This window comes from Citrobacter sp. EC_71 (assembly GCF_019584005.1).
Lineage (GTDB): Bacteria > Pseudomonadota > Gammaproteobacteria > Enterobacterales > Enterobacteriaceae > Citrobacter > Citrobacter werkmanii.
Genome location: NZ_VDAY01000015.1, coordinates 1 through 22,967 on the forward strand (window position 1 = coordinate 1; position 22,967 = coordinate 22,967).

16 protein-coding genes are annotated in these 22,967 nt (G+C 50.6%); 12 read left to right on the forward strand and 4 right to left on the reverse strand.

Annotated elements, in window-relative coordinates; genetic code table 11:
* The first annotated feature begins 409 nt into the window (after positions 1-409).
* From FHD02_RS16345 to pmrB, 11 genes are all read left to right on the forward strand, one after another.
* Entirely contained in the window at positions 410-2,041 is a 1,632-nt protein-coding gene (locus tag FHD02_RS16345; protein ID WP_137361360.1) for a sensor histidine kinase, read from the forward strand.
* The gene (gene dcuR / locus FHD02_RS16350; RefSeq protein WP_042312889.1) at positions 2,038-2,757 is read left to right on the forward strand and encodes a two-component system response regulator DcuR; all 720 of its coding nucleotides are present in this window, start codon (positions 2,038-2,040) and stop codon (positions 2,755-2,757) included. Before FHD02_RS16345 ends, dcuR begins: the two co-directional genes overlap by 4 nt.
* A 719-nt stretch (positions 2,758-3,476) precedes the next feature.
* Positions 3,477-4,817, forward strand: coding sequence for an anaerobic C4-dicarboxylate transporter DcuB (gene dcuB, locus FHD02_RS16355; protein ID WP_003031873.1), 1,341 nt, complete (start codon positions 3,477-3,479; stop codon positions 4,815-4,817).
* Between the two features lie 96 nt (positions 4,818-4,913).
* Complete coding sequence (gene fumA, locus FHD02_RS16360) at positions 4,914-6,560, forward strand: class I fumarate hydratase FumA (protein ID WP_220394091.1); 1,647 nt, start codon at positions 4,914-4,916, stop codon at positions 6,558-6,560.
* 147 nt (positions 6,561-6,707) lie between these two features.
* On the forward strand, positions 6,708-7,340 hold the full coding sequence (locus tag FHD02_RS16365) for a DUF2238 domain-containing protein (protein ID WP_137361362.1): 633 nt from the start codon (positions 6,708-6,710) through the stop codon (positions 7,338-7,340).
* A gap of 284 nt (positions 7,341-7,624) precedes the next feature.
* On the forward strand, positions 7,625-9,892 hold the full coding sequence (gene adiA / locus FHD02_RS16370; RefSeq protein ID WP_137370425.1) for an arginine decarboxylase: 2,268 nt from the start codon (positions 7,625-7,627) through the stop codon (positions 9,890-9,892).
* 310 nt (positions 9,893-10,202) lie between these two features.
* Positions 10,203-10,964 carry an AraC family transcriptional regulator gene (locus FHD02_RS16375; protein ID WP_042312895.1) on the forward strand — a complete coding sequence of 254 codons (762 nt, stop codon included), beginning with the start codon at positions 10,203-10,205 and terminating at the stop codon, positions 10,962-10,964.
* 128 nt (positions 10,965-11,092) lie between these two features.
* Entirely contained in the window at positions 11,093-12,430 is a 1,338-nt protein-coding gene (gene adiC, locus FHD02_RS16380; protein WP_038636433.1) for an arginine/agmatine antiporter, read from the forward strand.
* 116 nt (positions 12,431-12,546) lie between these two features.
* Complete coding sequence (eptA, locus tag FHD02_RS16385; RefSeq protein ID WP_137361363.1) at positions 12,547-14,184, forward strand: phosphoethanolamine transferase EptA; 1,638 nt, start codon at positions 12,547-12,549, stop codon at positions 14,182-14,184.
* A 4-nt stretch (positions 14,185-14,188) separates the two neighbouring features.
* A complete protein-coding gene (gene pmrA / locus FHD02_RS16390) occupies positions 14,189-14,857 on the forward strand; it encodes a two-component system response regulator PmrA (protein ID WP_137365729.1) in 669 nt (222 codons plus the stop codon).
* Positions 14,858-15,940 (forward strand): two-component system sensor histidine kinase PmrB, encoded by a 1,083-nt coding sequence (gene pmrB, locus FHD02_RS16395; protein WP_220394092.1) that lies wholly within the window; start codon positions 14,858-14,860, stop codon positions 15,938-15,940.
* Here pmrB and pmrR read toward each other — a convergent pair.
* Together pmrR and proP are read right to left on the reverse strand one after the other, a co-directional pair.
* A complete protein-coding gene (gene pmrR / locus FHD02_RS24890; RefSeq protein ID WP_038636421.1) occupies positions 15,934-16,023 on the reverse strand; it encodes an LpxT activity modulator PmrR in 90 nt (29 codons plus the stop codon). The genes pmrB and pmrR overlap by 7 nt on opposite strands.
* A 153-nt stretch (positions 16,024-16,176) precedes the next feature.
* Positions 16,177-17,679 (reverse strand): glycine betaine/L-proline transporter ProP, encoded by a 1,503-nt coding sequence (gene proP, locus FHD02_RS16405; protein WP_042312901.1) that lies wholly within the window; start codon positions 17,677-17,679, stop codon positions 16,177-16,179.
* Positions 17,680-18,379: 700 nt separating this feature from the next.
* Between proP and kdgT the strand changes: the two genes are divergently transcribed.
* Positions 18,380-19,378 carry a 2-keto-3-deoxygluconate transporter gene (gene kdgT, locus FHD02_RS16410; RefSeq protein ID WP_079225645.1) on the forward strand — a complete coding sequence of 333 codons (999 nt, stop codon included), beginning with the start codon at positions 18,380-18,382 and terminating at the stop codon, positions 19,376-19,378.
* Positions 19,379-19,408: 30 nt separating this feature from the next.
* On the opposite strand, the gene FHD02_RS16415 is transcribed toward kdgT, so the two are convergent.
* Positions 19,409-20,302: a diguanylate cyclase regulator RdcB family protein gene (locus FHD02_RS16415; RefSeq protein ID WP_137397969.1), complete on the reverse strand. Its 894-nt coding sequence runs from the start codon at positions 20,300-20,302 to the stop codon at positions 19,409-19,411.
* On the reverse strand, positions 20,299-22,656 hold the full coding sequence (crfC, locus tag FHD02_RS16420) for a clamp-binding protein CrfC (RefSeq protein WP_220394093.1): 2,358 nt from the start codon (positions 22,654-22,656) through the stop codon (positions 20,299-20,301). Before crfC ends, FHD02_RS16415 begins: the two co-directional genes overlap by 4 nt.
* Between the last annotated feature and the right edge of the window lie 311 nt (positions 22,657-22,967).

The window sequence follows — 22,967 nt, forward strand, 5'->3', positions numbered from 1 at the left end:
CGCTTTCCTCTTTCAGAGTCAACCCTCATTTTCAGGTTTTTCTCTTCAACCGACCGGGCTGTTTGTGTGAAGTGATTCACATCCGCCGTGTCGATGGAGGCGCATTATAGGGAGTTTCCTTCAGCCCGCAACCCTTAAATTGCAGAAAAATGACTGACTGCTGCATTCCACAGCAAAACCCCGCCTTATACCCATTTACACACAGAGTTATCCACAATCGCCGAAAAATTACTGATGCGCATTGCTGAAAAGTGGAGAGAACCGGTCCAGAGATCTCTATATAGAAAGCAATTCACACTACATATATAGAAGAAGGACTGACAACTTAAGCCCCATAATCCCTACCACCTTTGAATTACGCATCCCATCAGGCAATAATACCCGCACAAACCGTGATTCCAGGACCGTGATGAGATACTCACTGCAACATACAGCTATACGCAAACGCCCGATGAAGCTCGGCACTACCGTGATCCTCATGGTCAGTGCAGTACTCTTCTCAGTGCTGCTTGTTGTTCATCTGATTTACTTTTCGCAAATCAGCAACATGACGCGCAATGCGTTAGCGGATAAAGCGCTTGCGGTCGCGCGGACGCTGGCAAACTCGCCGGAGATCCGTCAGGGATTAATGAAAAAACCTGAGGAAAGTGGCATTCAGGCGATTGCCCAGGCGGTGAATAAGAGCAACGATTTTTTATTCATCGTCGTCACCGATATGCAAAGCATTCGTTACTCCCATCCCGAAGCGCAGCGAATCGGTCAGCCATTTAAAGGCGATGACATTTTGCTGGCTTTGCAGGGCAAAGAGAATGTTGCCATTAATCGTGGGTTTCTGGCTAAAGCTCTGCGCGTGTTTACCCCTATCTATGATGAGCATCACCGACAAATTGGCGTGGTGGCGATCGGCCTTGAGCTAAGCAGAGTGACTGAGCAGATCAATAACAGTCGCGGCAGCATCTTCTGGTCCATCTTGTTTGGCGTTCTGGTTGGGTTACTCGGCACATGGGTATTCGTCAAAGTCCTTAAGCGCATTCTGTTTGGCCTGGAGCCGTATGAAATCTCCAATCTGTTCGAACAACGCCAGGCGATGCTGCACTCTATAAAGGAAGGTGTCATTGCCGTTGACGAGTGTGGTGAAGTCACGCTGATAAACCAGGCGGCGCAGGAACTGCTTGATTACCACAAATCACAAGACGATGCCCAACTCTCAACGCTCAGCCACGCGTGGTCACAGGTGGTCGATTTTTCGCAGGTGCTACGCGACGGAACGCCACGCCGCGATGAAGAGATCACGGTGAAAGATCGGCTACTCTTAATTAATACTGTTCCGGTACTCAGCAACGGAAAAATCATCGGGGCCATTTCAACGTTCCGCGATAAAACTGAAGTTCGAAAATTGATGCAACGCCTGGACGGCATGGTTAACTATGCCGACGCACTTCGTGAACGATCCCACGAATTCATGAACAAATTGCACGTGATTCTGGGATTATTGCACCTGAAAAGTTATAAGCAGCTTGAAAATTACATCCTGAAGACCGCGAACAATTATCAGGAAGAGATTGGCTCACTGTTAGGAAAAATAAAATCTCCGGTGATCGCTGGATTTTTACTCAGCAAGATTAATCGCACATCTGATTTAGGCCATAGTCTGGTCATTAGCAATGAAAGCCAATTGCCGGAGAACAGCAATGAAGATCAGGTAGCGGTGCTGATTACCGTTTTGGGGAATTTGATTGAAAACGCCCTGGAGGCGCTAGGTCAAGAACCGGGTGGCGAGATCAGCGTATCCTTGCACTATCGACACGGCTGGTTGCATTGCGAAGTGAATGACGATGGTCCGGGGATCGTCCCTGAACACATTGAGCACATCTTTGAAAAGGGCGTCTCGTCAAAAGGAACCGAACGAGGCGTCGGTTTAGCACTTGTGAAACAGCAGGTTGAAAGTGTTGGCGGCAATATTTCCGTCGAGTCTGAACCTGGGGTCTTCACCCAATTTTTTGTACAGTTACCGTGGAATGGTGAGAGGGCCAGCAGATGATCAATGTCTTAATTGTCGATGACGATGCAATGGTAGCGGAATTAAATCGTCGTTATGTCGCACAACTCTCCGGTTTTCATTGCTGCGGAACAGCCTCTACGCTGGAGAAAGCCAAAGAGATCATCTTTCATAGCGGTCATCATATCGATTTGATTTTGCTGGATATTTACATGCAAAAAGAAAATGGTCTGGATCTGCTGCCCGTTCTGCACAGCGAAGGCTGCAAGTGTGATGTTATTGTCATCTCTTCCGCCGCTGACGCCACCACCATCAAAGACTCGCTTCACTATGGTGTCGTTGACTACCTGATCAAACCTTTCCAGGCCTCCCGTTTTGAAGAAGCGCTAACCGGCTGGCTACATAAGAAAACAGAGATGGAAAAGCATCAGTACTATGAACAGTCTGAGCTTGACCAACTGATTCACGGCAGCTCCTCCAGTGAGCAGGAAGTACGTCGCTTACCGAAAGGATTAACGCCACAAACATTACGCACGCTGTGCCAGTGGATTGATGAGCACCAGGATCAGGAGTTCTCTACGGATGAGCTGGCCAATGAGGTCAATATCTCTCGTGTTTCTTGCCGAAAATACCTTATCTGGCTGGTTAATTGTCACATCTTATTTACCAGCATCCACTATGGCGTGACCGGTAGACCTGTTTATCGTTACCGCGTTCAGGCTGAGCAATACTCATTGCTTAAACAATATTGCCAATAAATACATTTTTGGGATTATTTGTTATTTGAAAGTAACAATTATTAAAATAATGAAAAATCCCTATTTTACTGGCTGAAGCAGACGCTTTATTAATTTGCGTTAGATCAAATGTATTTGTATACAGCATGTCAAACGCTATATTTCAATATTGATAAACATCACACTGTTTTTAATTTCAAAATCGCTAACAAAAGTTAATTAAGTATTATCTAACTCGCAGAGTGTGTATTTTTACCCATAAAGGATTAGTCTGCAATTAACCAGACATACAAAATCTAGACTGGTAGCAATGGAGACCATGCTACGTACCATGGACACCGTACATTTTTGTGAGCAAATAAAAGCATCCGCATGCCAATCTCATTACATCATGAAATGGCGTGATCGTGATCACATAAATAACCCACTCACTCATTCTGTCGGTGGTTCATGCCATAGCGGAAAACGCAAAACAGATAAATTACAGCGTCAACCGCAGCTCTCTATGCCCAGTTATGCTTCCCATCGCCTGAGGATTCTCTCCTCTGTTCAACGCCACAGAAAAAAGCTAAATATCGCCATAATTTTAAAAAGACATTCTAGCCAGATATTTGAACATTAATCGCAAATACGGACATATCGAATACTGACCATTTTTTGATGCCTATTCTGGCAAAAAAGAATGTGGCACAGATCCATTTTTCAAAAAATTGACTGGGTTTTTCGCGAGGGTAAATAAAATGTTATTTAGTATACAACTTCTCATAATATTAATATGTTTGTTCTATGGTGCCAGAAAAGGTGGTATCGCACTGGGCTTATTAGGCGGTATCGGCCTGGTCATTCTGGTTTTCGTTTTCCATCTCCAGCCGGGTAAACCACCTGTAGACGTTATGCTGGTTATTATTGCCGTGGTGGCCGCATCGGCAACTTTGCAAGCCTCCGGCGGCCTTGACGTTATGCTGCAAATCGCTGAAAAGCTGTTGCGCCGTAACCCAAAATACGTTTCCATCGTCGCGCCGTTTGTTACCTGCACCCTGACAATTCTCTGTGGTACAGGCCACGTGGTATACACCATCCTGCCAATCATTTATGACGTTGCCATTAAGAACAATATTCGCCCGGAACGTCCGATGGCGGCGAGTTCTATCGGTGCGCAGATGGGTATTATCGCCAGCCCGGTTTCCGTTGCCGTTGTGTCACTGGTCGCCATGCTGGGTAACGTGACGTTTGAAGGCAAACATCTCGAATTCCTCGACCTGCTCAGCATTACCATCCCGTCTACCCTGCTGGGTATACTGGCTATCGGTATTTTCAGTTGGTTCCGTGGTAAAGATCTGGATAAAGATGAAGAATTCCAGAAGTTTATTTCCGTCCCTGAAAACCACAACTACGTTTATGGCGACACCGCCACGCTGTTAGACAAAAAACTGCCGAAAAGCAACTGGCTGGCCATGTGGATTTTCCTCGCCGCTATCGCCGTTGTTGCCGTGCTCGGCGCATTCTCTGAGCTGCGCCCTACCTTCAGCGGCAAACCGCTGTCCATGGTGCTGGTTATCCAGATGTTCATGCTGCTGACCGGTGCGCTGATTATTATCCTGACGAAGACCAATCCCGCTTCAATATCTAAAAACGAAGTCTTCCGTTCCGGTATGATCGCGATTGTGGCGGTGTACGGTATTGCCTGGATGGCCGAAACAATGTTCGGCGCGCACATGACAGAAATCGAAGGTGTGCTGGGCAATATGGTGAAAGAGTATCCGTGGGCCTATGCAATTGTTCTGCTGCTGGTATCCAAGTTTGTAAACTCCCAGGCAGCGGCGCTGGCGGCGATTGTTCCGGTCGCGCTGGCAATCGGGGTTGATCCAGCGTACATCGTTGCTTCGGCGCCGGCATGTTACGGTTACTACATTCTGCCGACCTACCCGAGCGATCTGGCTGCTATTCAGTTTGACCGTTCCGGTACCACCCACATCGGCCGCTTCGTTATCAACCACAGCTTCATTCTGCCTGGTTTGATCGGCGTAAGCGTATCCTGTGTCTTTGGTTGGATATTCGCCGCAATGTACGGTTTCCTGTAATCACAGTTCGCGTGCCGTCCGCATTGGTTCGGCACGCCACTCTTAAGACACAGTGAATTTCTAAATTCCTGATAAAAATGAAAAGGCTGGAAGCAAATGTCAAAAGTTGAATTCACTTACCAGGCGGCTTTCCCACTGGGGGAAGACAAAACTGAGTACTACCTGCTGACATCCGATCACGTCAGCGTCGGCGAGTTTGAAGGCGAGACAATCCTGAAAGTAGCCCCTGAAGCACTTACGCTACTGGCCCAGCAAGCCTTCCACGATGCCTCCTTCATGCTCCGCCCTGAACACCAACAGCAAGTCGCCTCAATTCTCCATGATCCCGAAGCCAGCGAAAACGATAAGTACGTGGCGCTGCAGTTCCTGAGAAACTCTGAAATCGCCGCCAAAGGCGTTTTGCCAACCTGCCAGGACACCGGTACGGCCATTATCATGGGTAAAAAAGGCCAACGCGTATGGACCGGCGGCGGCGATGAAGCTGCGCTCTCCAAAGGCGTATTTAATACCTATATTGAAGATAACCTGCGCTACTCGCAAAATGCGGCGCTGGATATGTACAAAGAAGTGAATACCGGCACCAACCTGCCTGCGCAAATAGATCTGTACAGCGTGGACGGTGACGAATACAAATTCCTGTGCGTGGCCAAAGGCGGTGGCTCAGCCAACAAAACCTACCTGTATCAGGAAACTAAAGCGCTGCTGACTCCCGGAAAACTGAAAAACTTCCTGGTGGAAAAAATGCGTACGCTGGGTACCGCAGCTTGCCCGCCGTACCATATTGCATTCGTCATTGGCGGCACGTCAGCGGAAAGCACCCTTAAAACGGTGAAGCTGGCCAGCACACACTACTATGATGCACTGCCGACTGAAGGCAATGCTCACGGTCAGGCGTTCCGCGATCTGCAACTGGAACAGGAACTGCTGATCGAAGCACAGAAACTCGGCCTCGGCGCTCAGTTTGGCGGGAAATACTTCGCGCATGACATCCGCGTGATCCGCCTGCCTCGCCACGGCGCGTCCTGCCCGGTCGGTATGGGCGTTTCCTGCTCCGCGGACCGTAACATTAAAGCCAAAATTAACCGCGAAGGGATCTGGATTGAAAAACTGGAACATAACCCAGGCCAATATATCCCAGAATCTCTGCGCCAGGCTGGCGAAGGCGAAGTGGTTAAAGTCGACCTTAACCGCCCGATGAAAGAGATCCTCGCCCAGCTTTCGCAGTATCCGGTTTCTACCCGTCTGTCACTGAGCGGCACGATTATTGTTGGTCGTGACATCGCCCACGCGAAGCTAAAAGAACGTATTGAGTCCGGCGAAGGCCTGCCGCAGTACGTGAAAGATCATCCGATCTACTACGCGGGTCCGGCCAAAACACCTGCGGGTTATCCGTCCGGCTCTTTAGGGCCAACCACCGCGGGTCGTATGGACTCCTATGTAGACCTGTTGCAGTCACACGGCGGCAGCATGATCATGCTGGCAAAAGGCAACCGTAGCCAGCAGGTGACAGACGCTTGCTACAAACACGGCGGTTTCTACTTAGGCAGCATCGGCGGACCGGCAGCGGTACTGGCGCAGCAGAGCATTAAGCATCTGGAATGCGTGGAATACCCGGAGCTGGGTATGGAAGCTATCTGGAAAATCGAAGTAGAAGATTTCCCGGCGTTCATCCTGGTCGATGATAAAGGCAACGATTTCTTCCAGCAAATCGTCAGCAAACAATGCGCTAACTGCGCGAAGTAACCTATTCGGCCCGGCACTGGACTGACACTAAACTTTTGGCGTCAGTCCAGCGATCCCCCCGGGCCACCTTAATCCCCCCATTTACTGGCGTTGAATTTTTCCTGCTCACAGGGAATAGTGATCTTTTCCATTACGTGTGAATTCACCATGCTCCGCACCCTGAACCCCATAATTTTGCACACTGGCGCGCTGATTCTGGCGCTGATCCTTATCTACACCGGCATCTGTGCCACTGAGAAAATCACCTGGCTGATGGAAGTCACGCCGGTCATTATCGTCATACCGTTATTGCTGACTACCGTAAAGCGCTACCCGTTGACGCCGCTGCTCTACACGCTAATTTTCTTTCACGCCATCATTCTGATGGTCGGCGGTATGTATACCTATGCCAAAGTCCCCGTCGGTTTTCAGGTTCAGGAATGGCTGGATCTCAGTCGTAATCCCTATGACAAGCTGGGTCACTTCTTTCAGGGGCTGGTGCCAGCGCTGACGGCAAGAGAGATTTTAGTGCGCGGTAATATTGTCCGTGGCCGAAAAATGCTGGCATTTTTAGTCTGCTGCGTGGCGTTGGCGATTAGCGCGACCTATGAGCTGATCGAATGGTGGGCGGCGCTGGCAATGGGTCAAGGAGCTGATGATTTTCTCGGCACGCAGGGCGACCCATGGGATACCCAATCCGATATGTTTTGCGCCCTGCTTGGGGCCTTAACCACCGTGATTTTATTGGCGAGGACGCATTGCAAGCAACTGCGCCATTATGGGTTAGTCACCGCCAACTGAATGAAATCATTACCGGATGTCGCTGATGCGCATCCGGCCTGTATGCTTGCCATTCAGCAATATCAGTATCAGCCAAAAAAATAGTCCCCCTGTCGATAAACGGCGGTTAAAATTCGCCTTCAACACAGCATAACTCATTGTTTAAAAACATATAAAATACAAAACAGACTGTTTTTCACCCGCTTTACAGCCCATTTTCTCAGGATAATACTTGCCTGCGTCACATTCATACGGTGTGTCTGCAATCCATAAATTGCAACCTTTCCACAACCGGGTAAAAGATGATGAAAGTATTAATTGTTGAAAGTGAGTTTCTGCATCAGGACACCTGGGTCGGTAGCGCTGTCGAACGCCTGGCTGACGCATTAAGCCGCCAGAATGTTACCGTCATTAAGTCCACCTCATTCGACGATGGTTACGCCATCCTCGCCGCAAATGAAGCCATTGATTGCCTGATGTTCAGCTATCAAATGGAACAACAAGATGAGCACCTGAATGTCAGGCAATTGATCGGCAAGCTCCACGAGCGCCAGCAAAACGTTCCCGTTTTCCTGTTGGGCGATCGCGAAAAAGCCACTGCATCGTTGGATCGCGACCTGCTGGAGCTTGTCGATGAATTCGCCTGGATTCTGGAAGATACCGCAGACTTTATCGCCGGGCGCGCCGTGGCGGCAATGACCCGTTACCGCCAGCAGCTTCTGCCGCCGCTGTTCAGCGCGCTGATGAAATACGGCGACATCCATGAATATTCCTGGGCAGCGCCTGGCCACCAGGGCGGCGTCGGATTTACCAAAACCCCAGCCGGTCGTTTCTATCATGACTACTACGGTGAAAACTTATTCCGTACCGACATGGGTATCGAACGCACCTCCCTGGGTTCACTGCTGGATCATACTGGCGCATTTGGCGAGAGCGAAAAATATGCCGCCCGGGTGTTTGGGGCTGACCGCTCCTGGTCCGTGGTGGTCGGGACTTCCGGCTCTAACCGCACCATCATGCAAGCCTGTATGACCGACAACGACGTCGTGGTGCTGGATCGCAACTGCCATAAATCAATTGAACAGGGGCTGATCCTTACTGGGGCAAAACCGGTATACATGGTGCCTAGCCGCAACCGCTACGGCATTATCGGGCCTATCTATCCGCAGGAAATGCAGCCTGAAACATTGCAGAAAAAAATCAGTGAAAGCCCACTGACAAAAGGCAAAGCCGGACAAAAACCGTCATACAGCGTCGTGACTAACTGTACCTATGACGGCGTTTGCTACAACGCAAAAGAGGCGCAGGACCTGCTCGCGCAAACCAGCGATCGTATCCACTTCGATGAGGCCTGGTACGGCTATGCCCGCTTTAACCCAATTTATGCCGACCACTACGCCATGCGTGGCGCGCCGGGCGATCATAACGGCCCTACCGTTTTTGCCACCCACTCGACTCACAAACTGCTGAATGCGCTCTCTCAGGCATCTTATATCCACGTCCGTGAAGGTCGTGGGGCCGTGAACTTCTCCCGCTTTAACCAGGCGTACATGATGCACGCTACCACCTCTCCGCTGTATGCCATCTGCGCCTCAAACGATGTGGCGGTTTCCATGATGGACGGTAACAGCGGCCTGTCGCTCACCCAGGAAGTGATCGACGAAGCGGTCGATTTCCGCCAGGCCATGGCACGGTTGTACAAAGAATTCACCGCCGAAGGCGACTGGTTCTTCAAACCATGGAACAAAGAGGTGGTAACCGATCCGCAGACCGGCAAAACCTATGACTTTGCCGATGCGCCAACCCAACTCCTGACCACTGACCAGAATTGCTGGGTAATGCGTCCGGGCGAATCCTGGCACGGGTTTAAAGACCTGCCGGATAACTGGAGCATGCTGGACCCGATTAAAGTCAGTATTCTGGCGCCGGGTATGGGCGACGATGGCGAACTGGAAGAGACCGGTGTTCCAGCTGCACTGGTCACCGCCTGGCTTGGCCGTCACGGTATCGTGCCGACTCGTACCACCGACTTCCAGATTATGTTCCTGTTCTCAATGGGGATTACCCGTGGGAAATGGGGCACACTGATCAACACGTTGTGCTCTTTCAAACATCACTACGATGCGAATACTCCGCTTGCACAGGTAATGCCTGAACTGGTGGAGGAACATCCAGACACTTACGCAAACATGGGCATTCACGATCTTGGCGACACCATGTTTGCCTGGCTGAAAGAGAACAACCCTGGCAGCCGTCTCAATGCAGCCTACTCCGGCCTGCCTGTTGCTGAAATAACACCGCGTGAAGCCTATAACGCGATAGTCAGCAATAACGTTGAGATGGTGGCCATTGAAAATCTGCAGGGCCGTATAGCAGCGAACTCCGTGATTCCTTACCCACCAGGAATTCCGATGCTGTTGTCCGGGGAAAACTTTGGCGATGCTAACAGCCCGCAGATTAGTTATCTACGTTCGTTGCAGTCCTGGGACCACCACTTCCCTGGATTTGAACATGAAACCGAAGGAACGGAAATTATTGACGGTGTGTATCACGTCATGTGCGTGAAAGCATAATGTCTTTTTTAGATAGTCCGATTTGAAGGATGACATGTCATGCTTGAGTAATTCCTGAGTATTGCTGCAAAACAATAACATTGTCATACCTTTTTGCGCGGGACCACCCCGCGCTTTTTTTATACGAAAATTGTACGTTGCCACTTGCGTAAAAATTTATGTACACGGCAATAATCCCTACAGATATTGTAATTAATCTAAATATCGCTATTTTATCGCTTGTCTTGATTCATCACACAATTTCATTTGCCGGTTATTTCTTGCCCATGGTGAGTTACGGTAGTTTATGTCATATTCCTGGAGTTTGGGTATGAGACTTTGCAGCAAAGAAGCGTGTGTTGTGGTATTAACAGAGAAGGATGTTTGGTTAAGGATTAACGGTAAAGAAGCCATCAGTTTAAAAGCTAATCATATGGCATTAGTGGCATGTGATAACAATATTATCGATTTCTCATCACTTAATAACGCACAGGTCGTACATATCAGCCGCGATATCATTAAAGACTATCTGCGTTTTTTAAATAAGGACCTTTCACAGATCCCATTCTGGCAGCGGAGTGCTAACCCAGTGATCACCGCTACCTGTCTGACGCCGGATGTCTTCCGGGTGGCCGCCCAACATAGCGTAATGGAAACAGGGGATGAAGGCGAAAGAGAGCGCACACGCTCACTACTATTCACGGTGCTATCCCGCTTTCTTGACAGCAAAAAATTTATCTCTTTGCTCATGCATATGCTGCGTAGTCGTATCAGCGACAGCGTTTATCACATTATTGAGAGCGACATACACAAAGACTGGAATTTAAGCATGGTCGCCAGTTGCTTATGCCTGAGTCCCAGTTTGTTAAAGAAAAAACTCAAAAGTGAAAATACAAGTTATAGCCAAATAATTACCACATGTCGCATGCGTTATGCCGTCAATCAACTCCTGATGGACGAGAAAAACATTTCCCAGGTCTCTCAACTGTGCGGATATAACAGTACCTCATACTTTATTTCCGTATTCAAAGAGTTTTATGGGATGACGCCACTGCATTATGTTAGTCAATATCGGGAGCCATCCGCTGCCTGAGTTTTAATCAGTTAGCGATAAGCCATAATAATATCAGCATTAGCGATACCCCAGCTCCGTCATCATAAAATAGTCTTTTGAAGAGGTATGATAAGTCCGTCATTTATCCTTATCAGGAGTTAAAAAATATGTCGACGGATGCTGATGCTCACAAAGTGGGCTTAATCCCCGTCACCCTTATGGTGTCGGGGAATATTATGGGTTCCGGTGTATTCCTGCTGCCCGCAAACCTTGCGTCAACTGGCGGGATTGCAATCTACGGATGGTTGGTCACGATTATCGGTGCTCTGGCACTGTCGATGGTGTACGCAAAAATGTCGTCCTTAGACTCCAGTCCCGGTGGTTCTTATGCTTATGCCCGCCGCTGCTTCGGTCCATTTTTAGGCTACCAGACTAACGTCCTGTACTGGCTGGCCTGCTGGATTGGTAACATCGCCATGGTGGTCATTGGCGTCGGTTACCTGAGCTACTTCTTCCCCATCTTAAAAGATCCGCTGGTCCTGACGCTGACCTGTGTCGTGGTGCTGTGGATCTTCGTATTGCTGAACATTGTCGGCCCGAAAATGATCACCCGTGTACAGGCCGTCGCAACGGTGCTGGCGCTGGTGCCGATTGTTGGGATTGCCGTCTTCGGCTGGTTCTGGTTCCGCGGTGAAACCTATATGGCGGCCTGGAACGTCAGCGGTATGAATACCTTCGGCGCAATTCAAAGCACCCTGAACGTGACCTTATGGTCATTTATCGGGGTGGAAAGTGCCTCCGTCGCGGCAGGCGTGGTTAAAAATCCTAAACGTAATGTGCCTATCGCCACCATTGGCGGGGTGCTGATTGCCGCCGTTTGCTACGTGCTCTCCACAACGGCGATTATGGGGATGATCCCTAACGCTGCGCTACGTGTTTCGGCCTCGCCGTTCGGTGATGCCGCAAGAATGGCGCTGGGCGACACCGCAGGCGCTATCGTCTCCTTCTGCGCTGCTGCCGGGTGTCTTGGTTCACTGGGCGGATGGACGCTGCTGGCCGGACAAACCGCCAAAGCGGCGGCCGATGACGGTCTGTTCCCGCCGATTTTTGCCCGCGTTAACAAAGCCGGTACCCCGGTGGCCGGGTTAATTATCGTCGGCATCCTGATGACCATTTTCCAGTTCAGCAGCATGTCGCCGAACGCCGCAAAAGAGTTTGGTCTGGTCTCTTCGGTTTCGGTCATCTTCACGCTGGTGCCATATCTGTACACCTGTGCCGCGTTGTTGCTGCTCGGTCATGGTCACTTCGGCAAAGCGCGCCCGCTGTATCTGGCGGTAACCTTTATCGCCTTTGTCTACTGCATCTGGGCAGTTATCGGTTCTGGCGCCAAAGAGGTGATGTGGTCGTTCGTCACGCTGATGATTATTACCGCGCTGTACGCGCTTAACTACAACCGGATCCATAAAAACCCCTACCCATTAGATGCCCCGGTAAAAAATAGTTAACGCAAGCGGCACTGGTGAATAGCCCCATCCTGCAAAAAGCCAATCTTAAGAACTTAAGGTTGGCTTAATTTTACTTTGAGAGGATCTGCCCCACTTAGTCGATGGAATCCCCCTTAATGTTAAAGCACCTGTTTAAAAGACCCACTCTCGGGTTAATCAGCTGGCTTCTGCTGCTCTCATTTTATCTTGCGACTTTTCTGAACATTGCGTTCTATAAACAAGTGCTGCAAGACCTGCCCCTGGATTCTGTGCGCAACGTGTTGGTGTTTTTATCGATGCCAGTCGTCGCTTTCAGCGTCATGAACATCGTGCTGACGCTGGCCTCATTCCTGTGGCTTAACCGCCTGGTGGCGTGCGTTTTTATTCTGGTTGGCGCATCGGCTCAATATTTCATCATGACCTACGGCATCATCATCGACCGCTCGATGATCGCCAATATGATGGACACCACACCCGCCGAAACCTTCGCCCTGATGACGCCACGAATGGTAATTACGCTCGGGGTGAGCGGTATTCTGGCCGCGCTCATTGCCTGCTGGGTAAGAATCAAGCCTATTACTCCAGCGCTGCGTAGCGTGTTGTTCCGTGGCGCGAACATTCTGATTTCCGCGCTGCTGATCGTACTGGTCGCCGCGTTCTTCTATAAAGATTACGCCTCACTGTTTCGCAACAACAAAGAACTGGTGAAATCCCTCAGCCCATCCAACAGCATTGTGGCGACGTCATCATGGTATTCGCACCAGAGGCTGGCCCACCTGCCATTGGTACGCATTGGCGAAGATGCGCATCGCAATCCGTTGATGGTCAAAGAAAAGCGTAAAAACCTGACAATTGTGGTTCTCGGCGAGACCTCCCGCGGCGACAACTTCTCCCTGTCCGGCTATGCGCGCCAGACCAACCCGCTACTGGAAAAAGATAATGTGGTCTATTTCCCGCGCACGACGTCCTGCGGTACGGCCACGGCGGTATCTGTGCCCTGCATGTTCTCCGATATGCCGCGCGCGCATTACGATGAAGAACTGGCTCAGCATCAGGAAGGCGTACTCGACATCATTCAGCGGGCGGGAATTAGCGTGCTGTGGAATGATAACGACGGTGGATGTAAAGGAGCCTGCGATCGGGTGCCGCACCAGAATATGACTAAGCTGAACCTGCCAGGACAGTGTATTGATGGTGAATGCTATGATGACGTCCTGTTCCACGGGCTGGAAGAGTACATTAATAATCTGCAAGGCGACGGCGTGATTGTGCTGCACACCATCGGCAGCCACGGTCCGACCTATTACAACCGCTATCCTGCGCAGTTCAAGAAATTTACGCCAACCTGCGACACCAACGAGATCCAGACCTGTTCCCAGCAACAGCTGGTCAATACGTACGACAACACGATTCTATATGTTGACTATATTGTTGATAAAGCAATCAATATACTGAAAGAGCATCAGGATAATTTTACCACCAGCCTGGTCTATCTTTCCGATCACGGCGAATCCTTAGGGGAAAATGGCGTCTATTTGCACGGCCTGCCGTATTCGATTGCACCAGATACACAAAAACATGTGCCGATGCTGCTGTGGCTCTCAGAAGATTATCAGCAACGCTATCAGGTCTCTCAGACATGTTTGCAAAAACGAGCAAGCTCAGAGGACTTCTCACAGGATAATCTGTTCTCGACCCTGCTGGGATTAACGGGCGTGCAAACACAGAAATATCAGGCGGCAGATGATATTCTGCAACCCTGCCGGGGAGGCTAAGCGAATGAAAATTCTGATTGTTGAAGACGATACGTTGTTATTACAGGGACTGATACTCGCCGCGCAAACGGAAGGCTATGCCTGCGACGGTGTATCAACGGCCCGGGCAGCGGAGCAATGTCTGGAGACCGGACATTACAGTCTGGTGGTTCTGGATCTGGGTTTACCGGATGAAGACGGTCTGCACTTCCTGAACCGGGTCAGGCAGAAAAAATACACCGTACCGGTGCTTATCCTCACCGCCCGCGATACGGTAAAAGACCGGGTCAGCGGGCTGGACGTGGGCGCCGATGACTATCTGGTCAAACCGTTCGCGCTGGAAGAACTGCACGCCCGCATCCGGGCGCTGCTGCGTCGTCATAACAATCAGGGTGAAAGCGAATTAATTGTCAGTAACCTGACGCTGAATATCGGTCGTCGCCAGGTGTGGATGGACGGGCAAGAGATTATCTTAACGCCGAAAGAATACGCGCTCCTGTCGCGTCTGATGCTCAAGGCAGGCAGTCCTGTTCACCGGGAAATTCTGTATAACGACATCTACAGTTGGGATAACGAACCGTCGACCAATACGCTGGAAGTCCATATCCATAATCTGCGCGATAAAGTGGGGAAATCACGTATCCGCACGGTCAGGGGATTTGGCTATATGCTGGTCGCCACTGAGGAAAGCTAAGTGAAGCTGCTGCAATATCTAAAACGACCTCTCCCTCTTCGCCAACGGTTAATACTGACGATCGGTCTAATTCTGCTGGTCTTTCAGCTCATTAGCACCTTCTGGTTGTGGCACGAAAGTACCGAGCAAATACAGTTATTCGAACAGGCGCTGCGCGATAACCGTAACAACGATCGCCACATCATGCATGAGATCCGCGAGGCTATCGCCAGCCTGATCGTCCCCGGCATCTTTATGGTCAGCCTGACGCTGCTGATTTGCTACCAGGCGGTGCGACGTATTACCCGTCCCCTTGCCGATCTGCAAAAAGAGTTAGAAGCGCGGGCAGCCGATAACCTGGCCCCCATTGAAATTCACAGTTCAACCGTTGAGATACAGGCGGTCGTCTCAGCGCTCAACGAGCTGGTGACGCGGCTGACCACCACTATCGAAAACGAACGCTTATTTACCGCCGATGTCGCGCACGAACTGCGCACACCGCTGTCAGGCGTTCGCCTGCATCTGGAATTATTATCCAAAACCCATAAAGTCGACGTTTCGCCGTTAATTGCCCGCCTTGACCAAATGATGGACAGCGTGTCGCAACTGCTGCAACTCGCCCGCGTCGGACAGTCGTTTTCGGCCGGAAGCTACCAACATGTCAAACTGCTGGAGGACGTGATTCTACCCTCCTATGACGAACTCAGCACCATGCTGGACCAGCGCCAGCAGACGCTGCTCCTCCCGCAAAGCGCGGCGGACGTTGTCGTACGTGGTGATGTAACGCTGTTACGCATGCTGCTGCGCAATCTGGTAGAAAACGCGCATCGTTACAGTCCGGAAGGCACTACTATTACGATCGGCCTGAATACCGAGCATGACGCCGTCATGACCGTCGAAGATGAAGGTCCAGGCATTGATGAAAGTAAATGCGGGGAGTTAAGCAAAGCGTTTGTGCGGATGGATAGCCGTTTTGGCGGCATTGGGCTGGGGCTGAGCATTGTCAGTCGGATCACCCAGCTACATCACGGGCATTTCTATTTGCAGAATCGTCAGGGAACGAGCGGCACTCGCGCCTGGGTGGAATTAGCGAAAGCTCAGTAAGAACTCACCCATACGTACAAAAAGCTGCTGACGATCAGTACGCTACACAGGGCAGTCAAACTTTCATAAATGCGGGTTTTCATGACACTCTCCTCCGAAACTATGAAGGAGAGTTTGCCTGAAAGATATTAAGCCAACCTTAAGTCGCTATGATAGATCACCATAATGCGCCGGACGACAGTTGACGCCTTATCCGGCCTACTGAGTACAACGCTACCTGTAGGCCTGAGAGCTGATTACTCATCAATACGCGGATGCTGCTGCACCAGGCGCGAACGCTTAAGCTGCAATTCCGCAATTTCCTGATCAATATCTTCGATTTTATGCTCGATGTTATCGTAGTGCTCACCGAGGATCTCTTTCGCTTCCTGAATATCCGAAGCGGCAGGCGTCGCCCCTTTCAGTGGCTTATTCGCGGTCTCTTTCATGGTGATACCGGTAATTAAACCAACCACCGCAATCACCATCAGGTAATAAGCAGGCATCATCAGATTCTGCGAACTTTCCACCAGCCAGGCAGCCAGGGTTGGCGTCAGACCCGCAACCAGGACCGAGATATTAAACGCCGCCGCCAACGCACTATAACGAATATGCGTCGGGAACATCGCCGGTAACGTTGAAGCCATCACCCCGGTAAAGCAGTTGAGGATCACCGCCAGCATCAGCAGCCCGGCAAAAATCAGGCCGATGACATTACTGTTAATTAGGATAAATGCCGGAATGGCCAGCACAAACAGCGCAATACTGCCCATAATCACAAACGGGCGACGACCGAAGCGGTCGCTGAGCAGACCCATCACCGGCTGCACAAACAACATACCAATCATAATGGCGATAATAATCAGCACGCCGTGATCTTCAGAGTAATGCAGGTTATGCGACAGGTAGCTCGGCATATAGGTGAGCAGCATGTAATAGGTAACGTTGGTGGCAATCACCAGACCGATACACGCCAACAGGCTGCGCCAGTGTTTGGTCGCAATCTCTTTAAACGAAACCTTCGGACCTTCCTGCAGACCCTCACGGTCGCCCTGTTCCAGTTTATCAACGTGCTGCTGGAACGCCGGCGTCTCTTCCAGCGCATGACGCAGGTACAGACCAATCAGCCCTAACGGCAGCGCCAGGAAGAACGGAATACGCCAGCCCCACTCAAGGAAATTTTCCTCGCCGACAATGGTTGAAATCAGAACCACCACGCCCGCGCCCAACACAAACCCGGCGATCGAACCGAAGTCCAGCCAGCTCCCCATAAATCCACGCTTACGGTCAGGCGAATATTCCGCGACAAAAATCGATGCCCCGGTGTACTCTCCGCCGACCGAGAATCCCTGTGCCATCTTACATACAAGCAGCAGAATCGGCGCCCAGATACCAATCGAGGCATACGAGGGAATAAGACCGATACAGAAGGTACTGATCGACATAATCACAATGGTGATAGCGAGGATCTTCTGACGACCGTATTTATCGCCGAGCATACCGAAGAACAATCCGCCAAGCGGTCGAATCAGAAAGGGAACAGAGAAGGTGGCGAGCGCGGCAACCATCTGCACGCTGGGGTCAGCCCCCGGGAAGAACACTTTACCTAATGCGTAAGCAACAAACCCATAAACACCAAAATCAAACCACTCCATCGCATTACCTAACGACGCCGCGGTAATGGCTTTTCGCAACTTTCCGTCATCAATGATGGTGACGTCGCGCAGCGTAATGGGTTTTATTTTTTTCCTTTTTAGCATACCAGTCCTCTTAGACTTAGCCCTGTCGCGCACAGTTCGACGCTCCTAACGCAACATGCGCTAAGGTCATCGCCGAGCGGGGAATGCACAGACGCAATCCCTGTAACAAGCGTAGCAGGTTTACTTACACTGGCTGGAAACGAGCAGTACAACCGAACCTGTTGACGCCTGATTGGGCGGTTAATGACCTCTTTACCCTAACAGTGTTTAAATTTGTGATCAACTTCACACATGGTATTTCATTTCGTCAACCTGCGTAAATAAGGTCATTCTGAGTCAACTTTTTTACATGTCATGCTTGCGATTTACTGACAATTAAATACAAGAATAAATCGCTTTATTGCACCAACAATCACAGCGGTCACTATTATTCTGCTAGCAAAAAAAACCACCTAATCACTTCACAAAAAGATCACAGCTTTTTTAATAATCAGAGCGCTTGAGAACTTTTGCGCGGAATATGTGATGAAGATAACTAAAACATCGTTTTATTTTGATTGAATCAATGTTCCTATGAATGCAAACTAATTCCAGACGCAATATCCCTGGGAGCAGTAACACGCTCAACGTATGCCGCGTTAGATTCTATAAAACAAAGAGATAGCGATTACCTTTGTTAAGAAATTTTAGTAACCATTTGAATTTAATAATTTTTAACTCCTTGCGCATATAGTGCCTGCGACAAGATATGAGGACGTTTATGAAAATTAAAGCCACGATTGAACGCATCCCCGGCGGAATGATGTTGATTCCCCTGTTATTAGGCGCAGTGTTAAATACCTTGGCTCCCGATACTGGCGCGTATTTCGGATCGTTTACCAAAGGCATGATCAGCGGAACGGTGCCTATCCTGGCGGTGTGGTTTTTTTGTATTGGCGCATCTATTGATTTACGGGCAACCGGTACAGTATTACGTAAGTCCGGTACGTTGGTCATCACCAAAATAGCCGTGGCGTGGGTAGTGGCAATGATAGCCGCGTCATTTATTCCTGATACCGGAATTCAAACCGGGTTCTTTGCGGGACTTTCGGTGCTGGCAATTGTTTCTGCGATGGATATGACCAACGGTGGTCTGTACGCCAGCCTGATGAACCAGTACGGAACGAAAGAAGAGTCCGGCGCATTTGTATTAATGTCTCTGGAATCCGGTCCGTTGATGACGATGGTGATCCTGGGTTCTGCGGGCCTGGCCTCCTTCGAGCCACACCATTTTATCGGCGCGGTATTACCGTTCCTGATTGGCTTTACGCTGGGCAACCTGGATCACGATCTACGTTCTTTCTTCAGCAAAGCCACGCCGGTACTAATCCCGTTCTTCGGCTTTGCGCTGGGCAATACCATTAACCTGAGCGTCATCGTTGATACCGGTCTGTTGGGTATTCTGCTGGGTGTCGCGGTTATCGTTATCACCGGTATCCCGCTGATTATTGCTGACCGCGTTATCGGTGGCGGGAACGGTACGGCAGGTGTTGCCGCCTCTTCTGCTGCAGGCGCTGCGGTGGCAAACCCGGTGATTATCGCCCAGATTAACCCGGCATTTGAACCGGTTGCCGCCTCCGCCACGGCGCTGGTTGCTGCCAGCGTGATTGTCACCGCCATTTTGGTGCCGATTATCACCGCGCTGTATGCCAAACGCTTTAATAAAAACCTGGTCGCCAACGAGACGGTGGCAACCCCGGCAGATACTCTGCACCACTAACTCTGCCTTAGCCTCACTGACCGTCCCTGCTCAATTGATGAGTGGGGGCGGTGCAAAAATCTCCTCAACCATCGCATCAACCAGACGTTTTGCCGAACATAATCGCGGCATTCCCAACGCCACATTTTGCCAACGCTGCGTCACAGACCAGCTCACCGGATGGCGCTGCGCATCACACCAGTCGCCTAACCAACTCAACATATCGTTGTGCTCGCCCGAGCCGCCGACCGTCGGCGCGCTGAGCCAATGATGATAATAATGACGCGTAGCGGGCGCCGCATTCACGCTGTCTGCCAGCGTCTGAGCAGCCATGATGCGCAGATTGTCTTTAAGCATTGAGACCACATCGGCATTCGCTAACCGGCAGGCGTCACCGAAAGCGCCCCAGCGCAGTTCTTCCAGCGCGACAAAACAGCGCCCGGGTAACGACCAGCCGTCATACGCCCCAGCTCGCCAACGGGTAAAAATTTGCTCGCTGTGTTCACCCGCCTGAACCGTCAGGCCGCGTTGCGTCAACGCCTTCTCCTTATACGCGCCGCGTTGAGTGAACCCGTCCATAAGCGAATTTATCTGCTGTATGAGACCGGGGGTGGACAGCCCCCGCGGATGTTCGGTCTGTTGCAAAAACATTAGCCCTTCAGCGATGCGCACCAGCGCCAGATGGCCTGGATCGATCATGCCCGCCAGCTTCTCCACCAGCTTCAGACGCATCACCAGGTGCTCGCTGGACACGCCCGCCATCACCCACGCACTCAGTTGCGTCTGGGATAGCACCTCCTGCGTCAGGCGTGCACGCAACCGCTGCTGCTGTTGCAGAAAACCGCCGGAACGTTTGGTTTCATCTCCCTGAACCAGATCGACCATAAACTTCGGGTAGACACACTCCAGCGTCCGCCCGGGGCCTTCCAGTAACACGTTAGTCATGTGTGCTCAGTTGCAAAAAGGGTGTTGATATCGTCGCGCAGCAAGCGGGAATCTTCATAAAGCCATGCCGCCATCGTAATGCGATGCTGCAATTGTTCATTCAACGCATTCACCGCAGACTCATTTTGCTGGCGCAGAGTCAGGCTCTCACGCAGGCTCGCCTGTAATTGCGCCAGACACAGTGAAAAATCAGCAAAAAACGTGGCCATGCCTGCCGTAACGGAAATATCGACCTGAGCAACTAAAGCTTTACGAATTTGTTGGCAAAACTGGGTAACGTAATGCACAAGACTCTTGTGCAGCGCGCCCATATCAATGAGATAACGCGTTTTTGTTGCGACGTAATCATTCCACCCCCAGTTGGGTTGGTTCAGCCAACGGGAGAAAGTGTCACGCACCACACCGCCAGTAGTCGACGCATTTTCCGCCGGAATATCCTGCTCAATGGCCTCATTGAACAACTGGCGGGTATTGAAGTTAAACATCGCCGCATGAAACGCAGGAAAACGGATCCGCGCACGAAATCCGGCGTGATTCAGCTCCTCTTTCACCCGCAATTCAATGGGGTGCATAGCGTCATTGAGAGCCCGGGACAGGGTCGACTCAAGCTGCTCAAAACGTAGCGCTAAATCCCGGCTAATACTCTCCTGCGCTGCCAGCAATACCCCTTCACAGGACGAGCGCATTTTATCTAAGACAATTTTTGCCTGCCCTTCATCATGCAGCACCAGCATTTCACCCGCCATTTCAGCCGTTATAGCGCCTGATCCCTGACCGTGCGGTGACATCATCAGGACGTTTTCTTTGACAAAAAACGTATTGATGCCACACAGAATCTCAGTCTGTTGCTCATTGAGATAGGCCGCGGCAGACGCCAACGCCAGTTCTACCTCATGGTTAACTTCATCGCTCACTCGCCCCTGGCTCACCTGTAACTGCTGCATATCCTCTTCAATATGCGTAATGTTCAGCCGCAGTTTTTCATAGGCCACCGTTAATCCATGGGCGCGAAACTCCAGATATTCGTGCGCGCTTTGCGCATAGTTCAATAACTTATGCGACGCGGAACGTAGCGCATACAGCGAGGCATTGGCGTGAGCAGCATGAATCACTTTCTGGATCGGCTGTTCAAACAGCGAATCTTCCCACAGTAAATCGGCGGCATGACGGATATGCTCCGTATCCTCAAGATCGGTGGTACGCCAGCGTCTGCCAAGCGCCGCTTCGGCAAAATCCTGTACCCAGCGTTGCACCTGATGATCCGGCAACCGCCCACGGGTGGTTAGCTCATGACGCGCTCTGTTCGCCAGATAGCCCCACATTGAGGAAACCGGATAGATCCGCTCAGGGGTGATTCCGCCTTGCATCAGCGTGCCGGAAATCAAGGCCCGCACCTGCTCTTCATCATCACTGTTGCGGTCTTTCTGATCGAATTTGTTGACCAGCGCGTACAGCGGCACTGATTTCCCGACCGCCATAATCGCCCGACGGACTTCTTCATCGGAAATCGACTTCAGTTGGGTGTAATCCATCACTGCCAGTACCGCTGAAGCCCGCGCCAGCTGTTCATTCAGCATTTTTTGTAAGTGCGGTTGCCCGGCCTCGTTCGGCCCCGGCGTATCCAGTAGCGTTAATTGCCCCGGATAGCTTGCCTGTCCGGCCAGATGGACAAATTCGACCTCGATAACCGGAATATGCTCAATCGCGGCATAGGCGGCAAAAGGAAAATCAGCCTCCAGCGCTTTTGACAAACGCACCAGGTCATTCAGGCTTTTAAGACAATGAAAAATAGGCTGGGCGCCAAGATAATACCGTTCAAATGCCACGCCGCTTTCAATATGCTGCAGCAGGACGTTCATATCCTTATCAATTTCCAGCGTCTGCGTAAGACGCTGGCGATCGCATGCCCGCATACGCTGCTGTAAAACTTTCATTAAGGCGTCGATCGGCGCGACATGCGAAAAATGCAGCACCGGCTCTTTCTGCCCCGGCGTATGGCGAATAAGCGTCGGTAACGCCGTCATCGGGCGATTGCGATTAGGTAAAACTTCTGTGCCGACAATCGCGTTAATCGTCGTCGATTTTCCCGCTTTCATAGTGCCAACGATGGCCAGCACCATTTCCAGACGCGTAATCTTGCGCAGTTCATTATTGAGGGTTGCTTGCTGGACATCCATGCCACGCACGCTGAAATGCAGGGGCTGAACAACCTGTCTGCTATGCTCCCCATGTTGCAGCGCGACATCATCCAACGACGTGATGGGCAATTTTTGTAATTGCCGGAGATGTTCAAGAGAGAGCATCAGCAAGCGTTCAGCTTCCTGACTTAATTCATATATTGTCTGTGTGTGCATGGAAAATCTTTCCTTAACGCAAATAGCATAACTTTTATTTAGCCTGATCGTTTTATTTATAGATTTTCGGCTTTTATAATTACGTGTGGAAATAATTAAAATCGAAACAACCAATTGATATTATTAAAATAAATTAGGCATATAACCGCTGGCCTGATGCCTCTCACTTATGTAATAAGTAAGAAAGATAAACAGCGTAGTTCAGTTTTAAAAAATACCTGCTGAATTCCCCTACTAAAATTAAGGGGGCAGGAGATATTCAATCATCAGGACGTAGACGCCCGTAAGTGATGTTACCTATGAATATCAGT

Excerpts from the sequence above, each read along its gene's own strand:
- adiC (WP_038636433.1), top strand. The coding sequence starts at position 11,093 with ATGTCGACGGATGCTGATGCTCACAAAGTGGGCTTAATCCCCGTCACC.
- FHD02_RS16415 (WP_137397969.1), bottom strand. The coding sequence starts at position 20,302 with ATGACTAACGTGTTACTGGAAGGCCCCGGGCGGACGCTGGAGTGTGTC.
- dcuB (WP_003031873.1), top strand. The coding sequence starts at position 3,477 with ATGTTATTTAGTATACAACTTCTCATAATATTAATATGTTTGTTCTAT.
- fumA (WP_220394091.1), top strand. The coding sequence starts at position 4,914 with ATGTCAAAAGTTGAATTCACTTACCAGGCGGCTTTCCCACTGGGGGAA.
- kdgT (WP_079225645.1), top strand. The coding sequence starts at position 18,380 with ATGAAAATTAAAGCCACGATTGAACGCATCCCCGGCGGAATGATGTTG.
- dcuR (WP_042312889.1), top strand. The coding sequence starts at position 2,038 with ATGATCAATGTCTTAATTGTCGATGACGATGCAATGGTAGCGGAATTA.
- adiA (WP_137370425.1), top strand. The coding sequence starts at position 7,625 with ATGAAAGTATTAATTGTTGAAAGTGAGTTTCTGCATCAGGACACCTGG.
- pmrR (WP_038636421.1), bottom strand. The coding sequence starts at position 16,023 with ATGAAAACCCGCATTTATGAAAGTTTGACTGCCCTGTGTAGCGTACTG.
- FHD02_RS16365 (WP_137361362.1), top strand. The coding sequence starts at position 6,708 with ATGCTCCGCACCCTGAACCCCATAATTTTGCACACTGGCGCGCTGATT.
- pmrA (WP_137365729.1), top strand. The coding sequence starts at position 14,189 with ATGAAAATTCTGATTGTTGAAGACGATACGTTGTTATTACAGGGACTG.
- FHD02_RS16345 (WP_137361360.1), top strand. The coding sequence starts at position 410 with ATGAGATACTCACTGCAACATACAGCTATACGCAAACGCCCGATGAAG.
- FHD02_RS16375 (WP_042312895.1), top strand. The coding sequence starts at position 10,203 with ATGAGACTTTGCAGCAAAGAAGCGTGTGTTGTGGTATTAACAGAGAAG.
- eptA (WP_137361363.1), top strand. The coding sequence starts at position 12,547 with ATGTTAAAGCACCTGTTTAAAAGACCCACTCTCGGGTTAATCAGCTGG.
- crfC (WP_220394093.1), bottom strand. The coding sequence starts at position 22,656 with ATGCACACACAGACAATATATGAATTAAGTCAGGAAGCTGAACGCTTG.
- proP (WP_042312901.1), bottom strand. The coding sequence starts at position 17,679 with ATGCTAAAAAGGAAAAAAATAAAACCCATTACGCTGCGCGACGTCACC.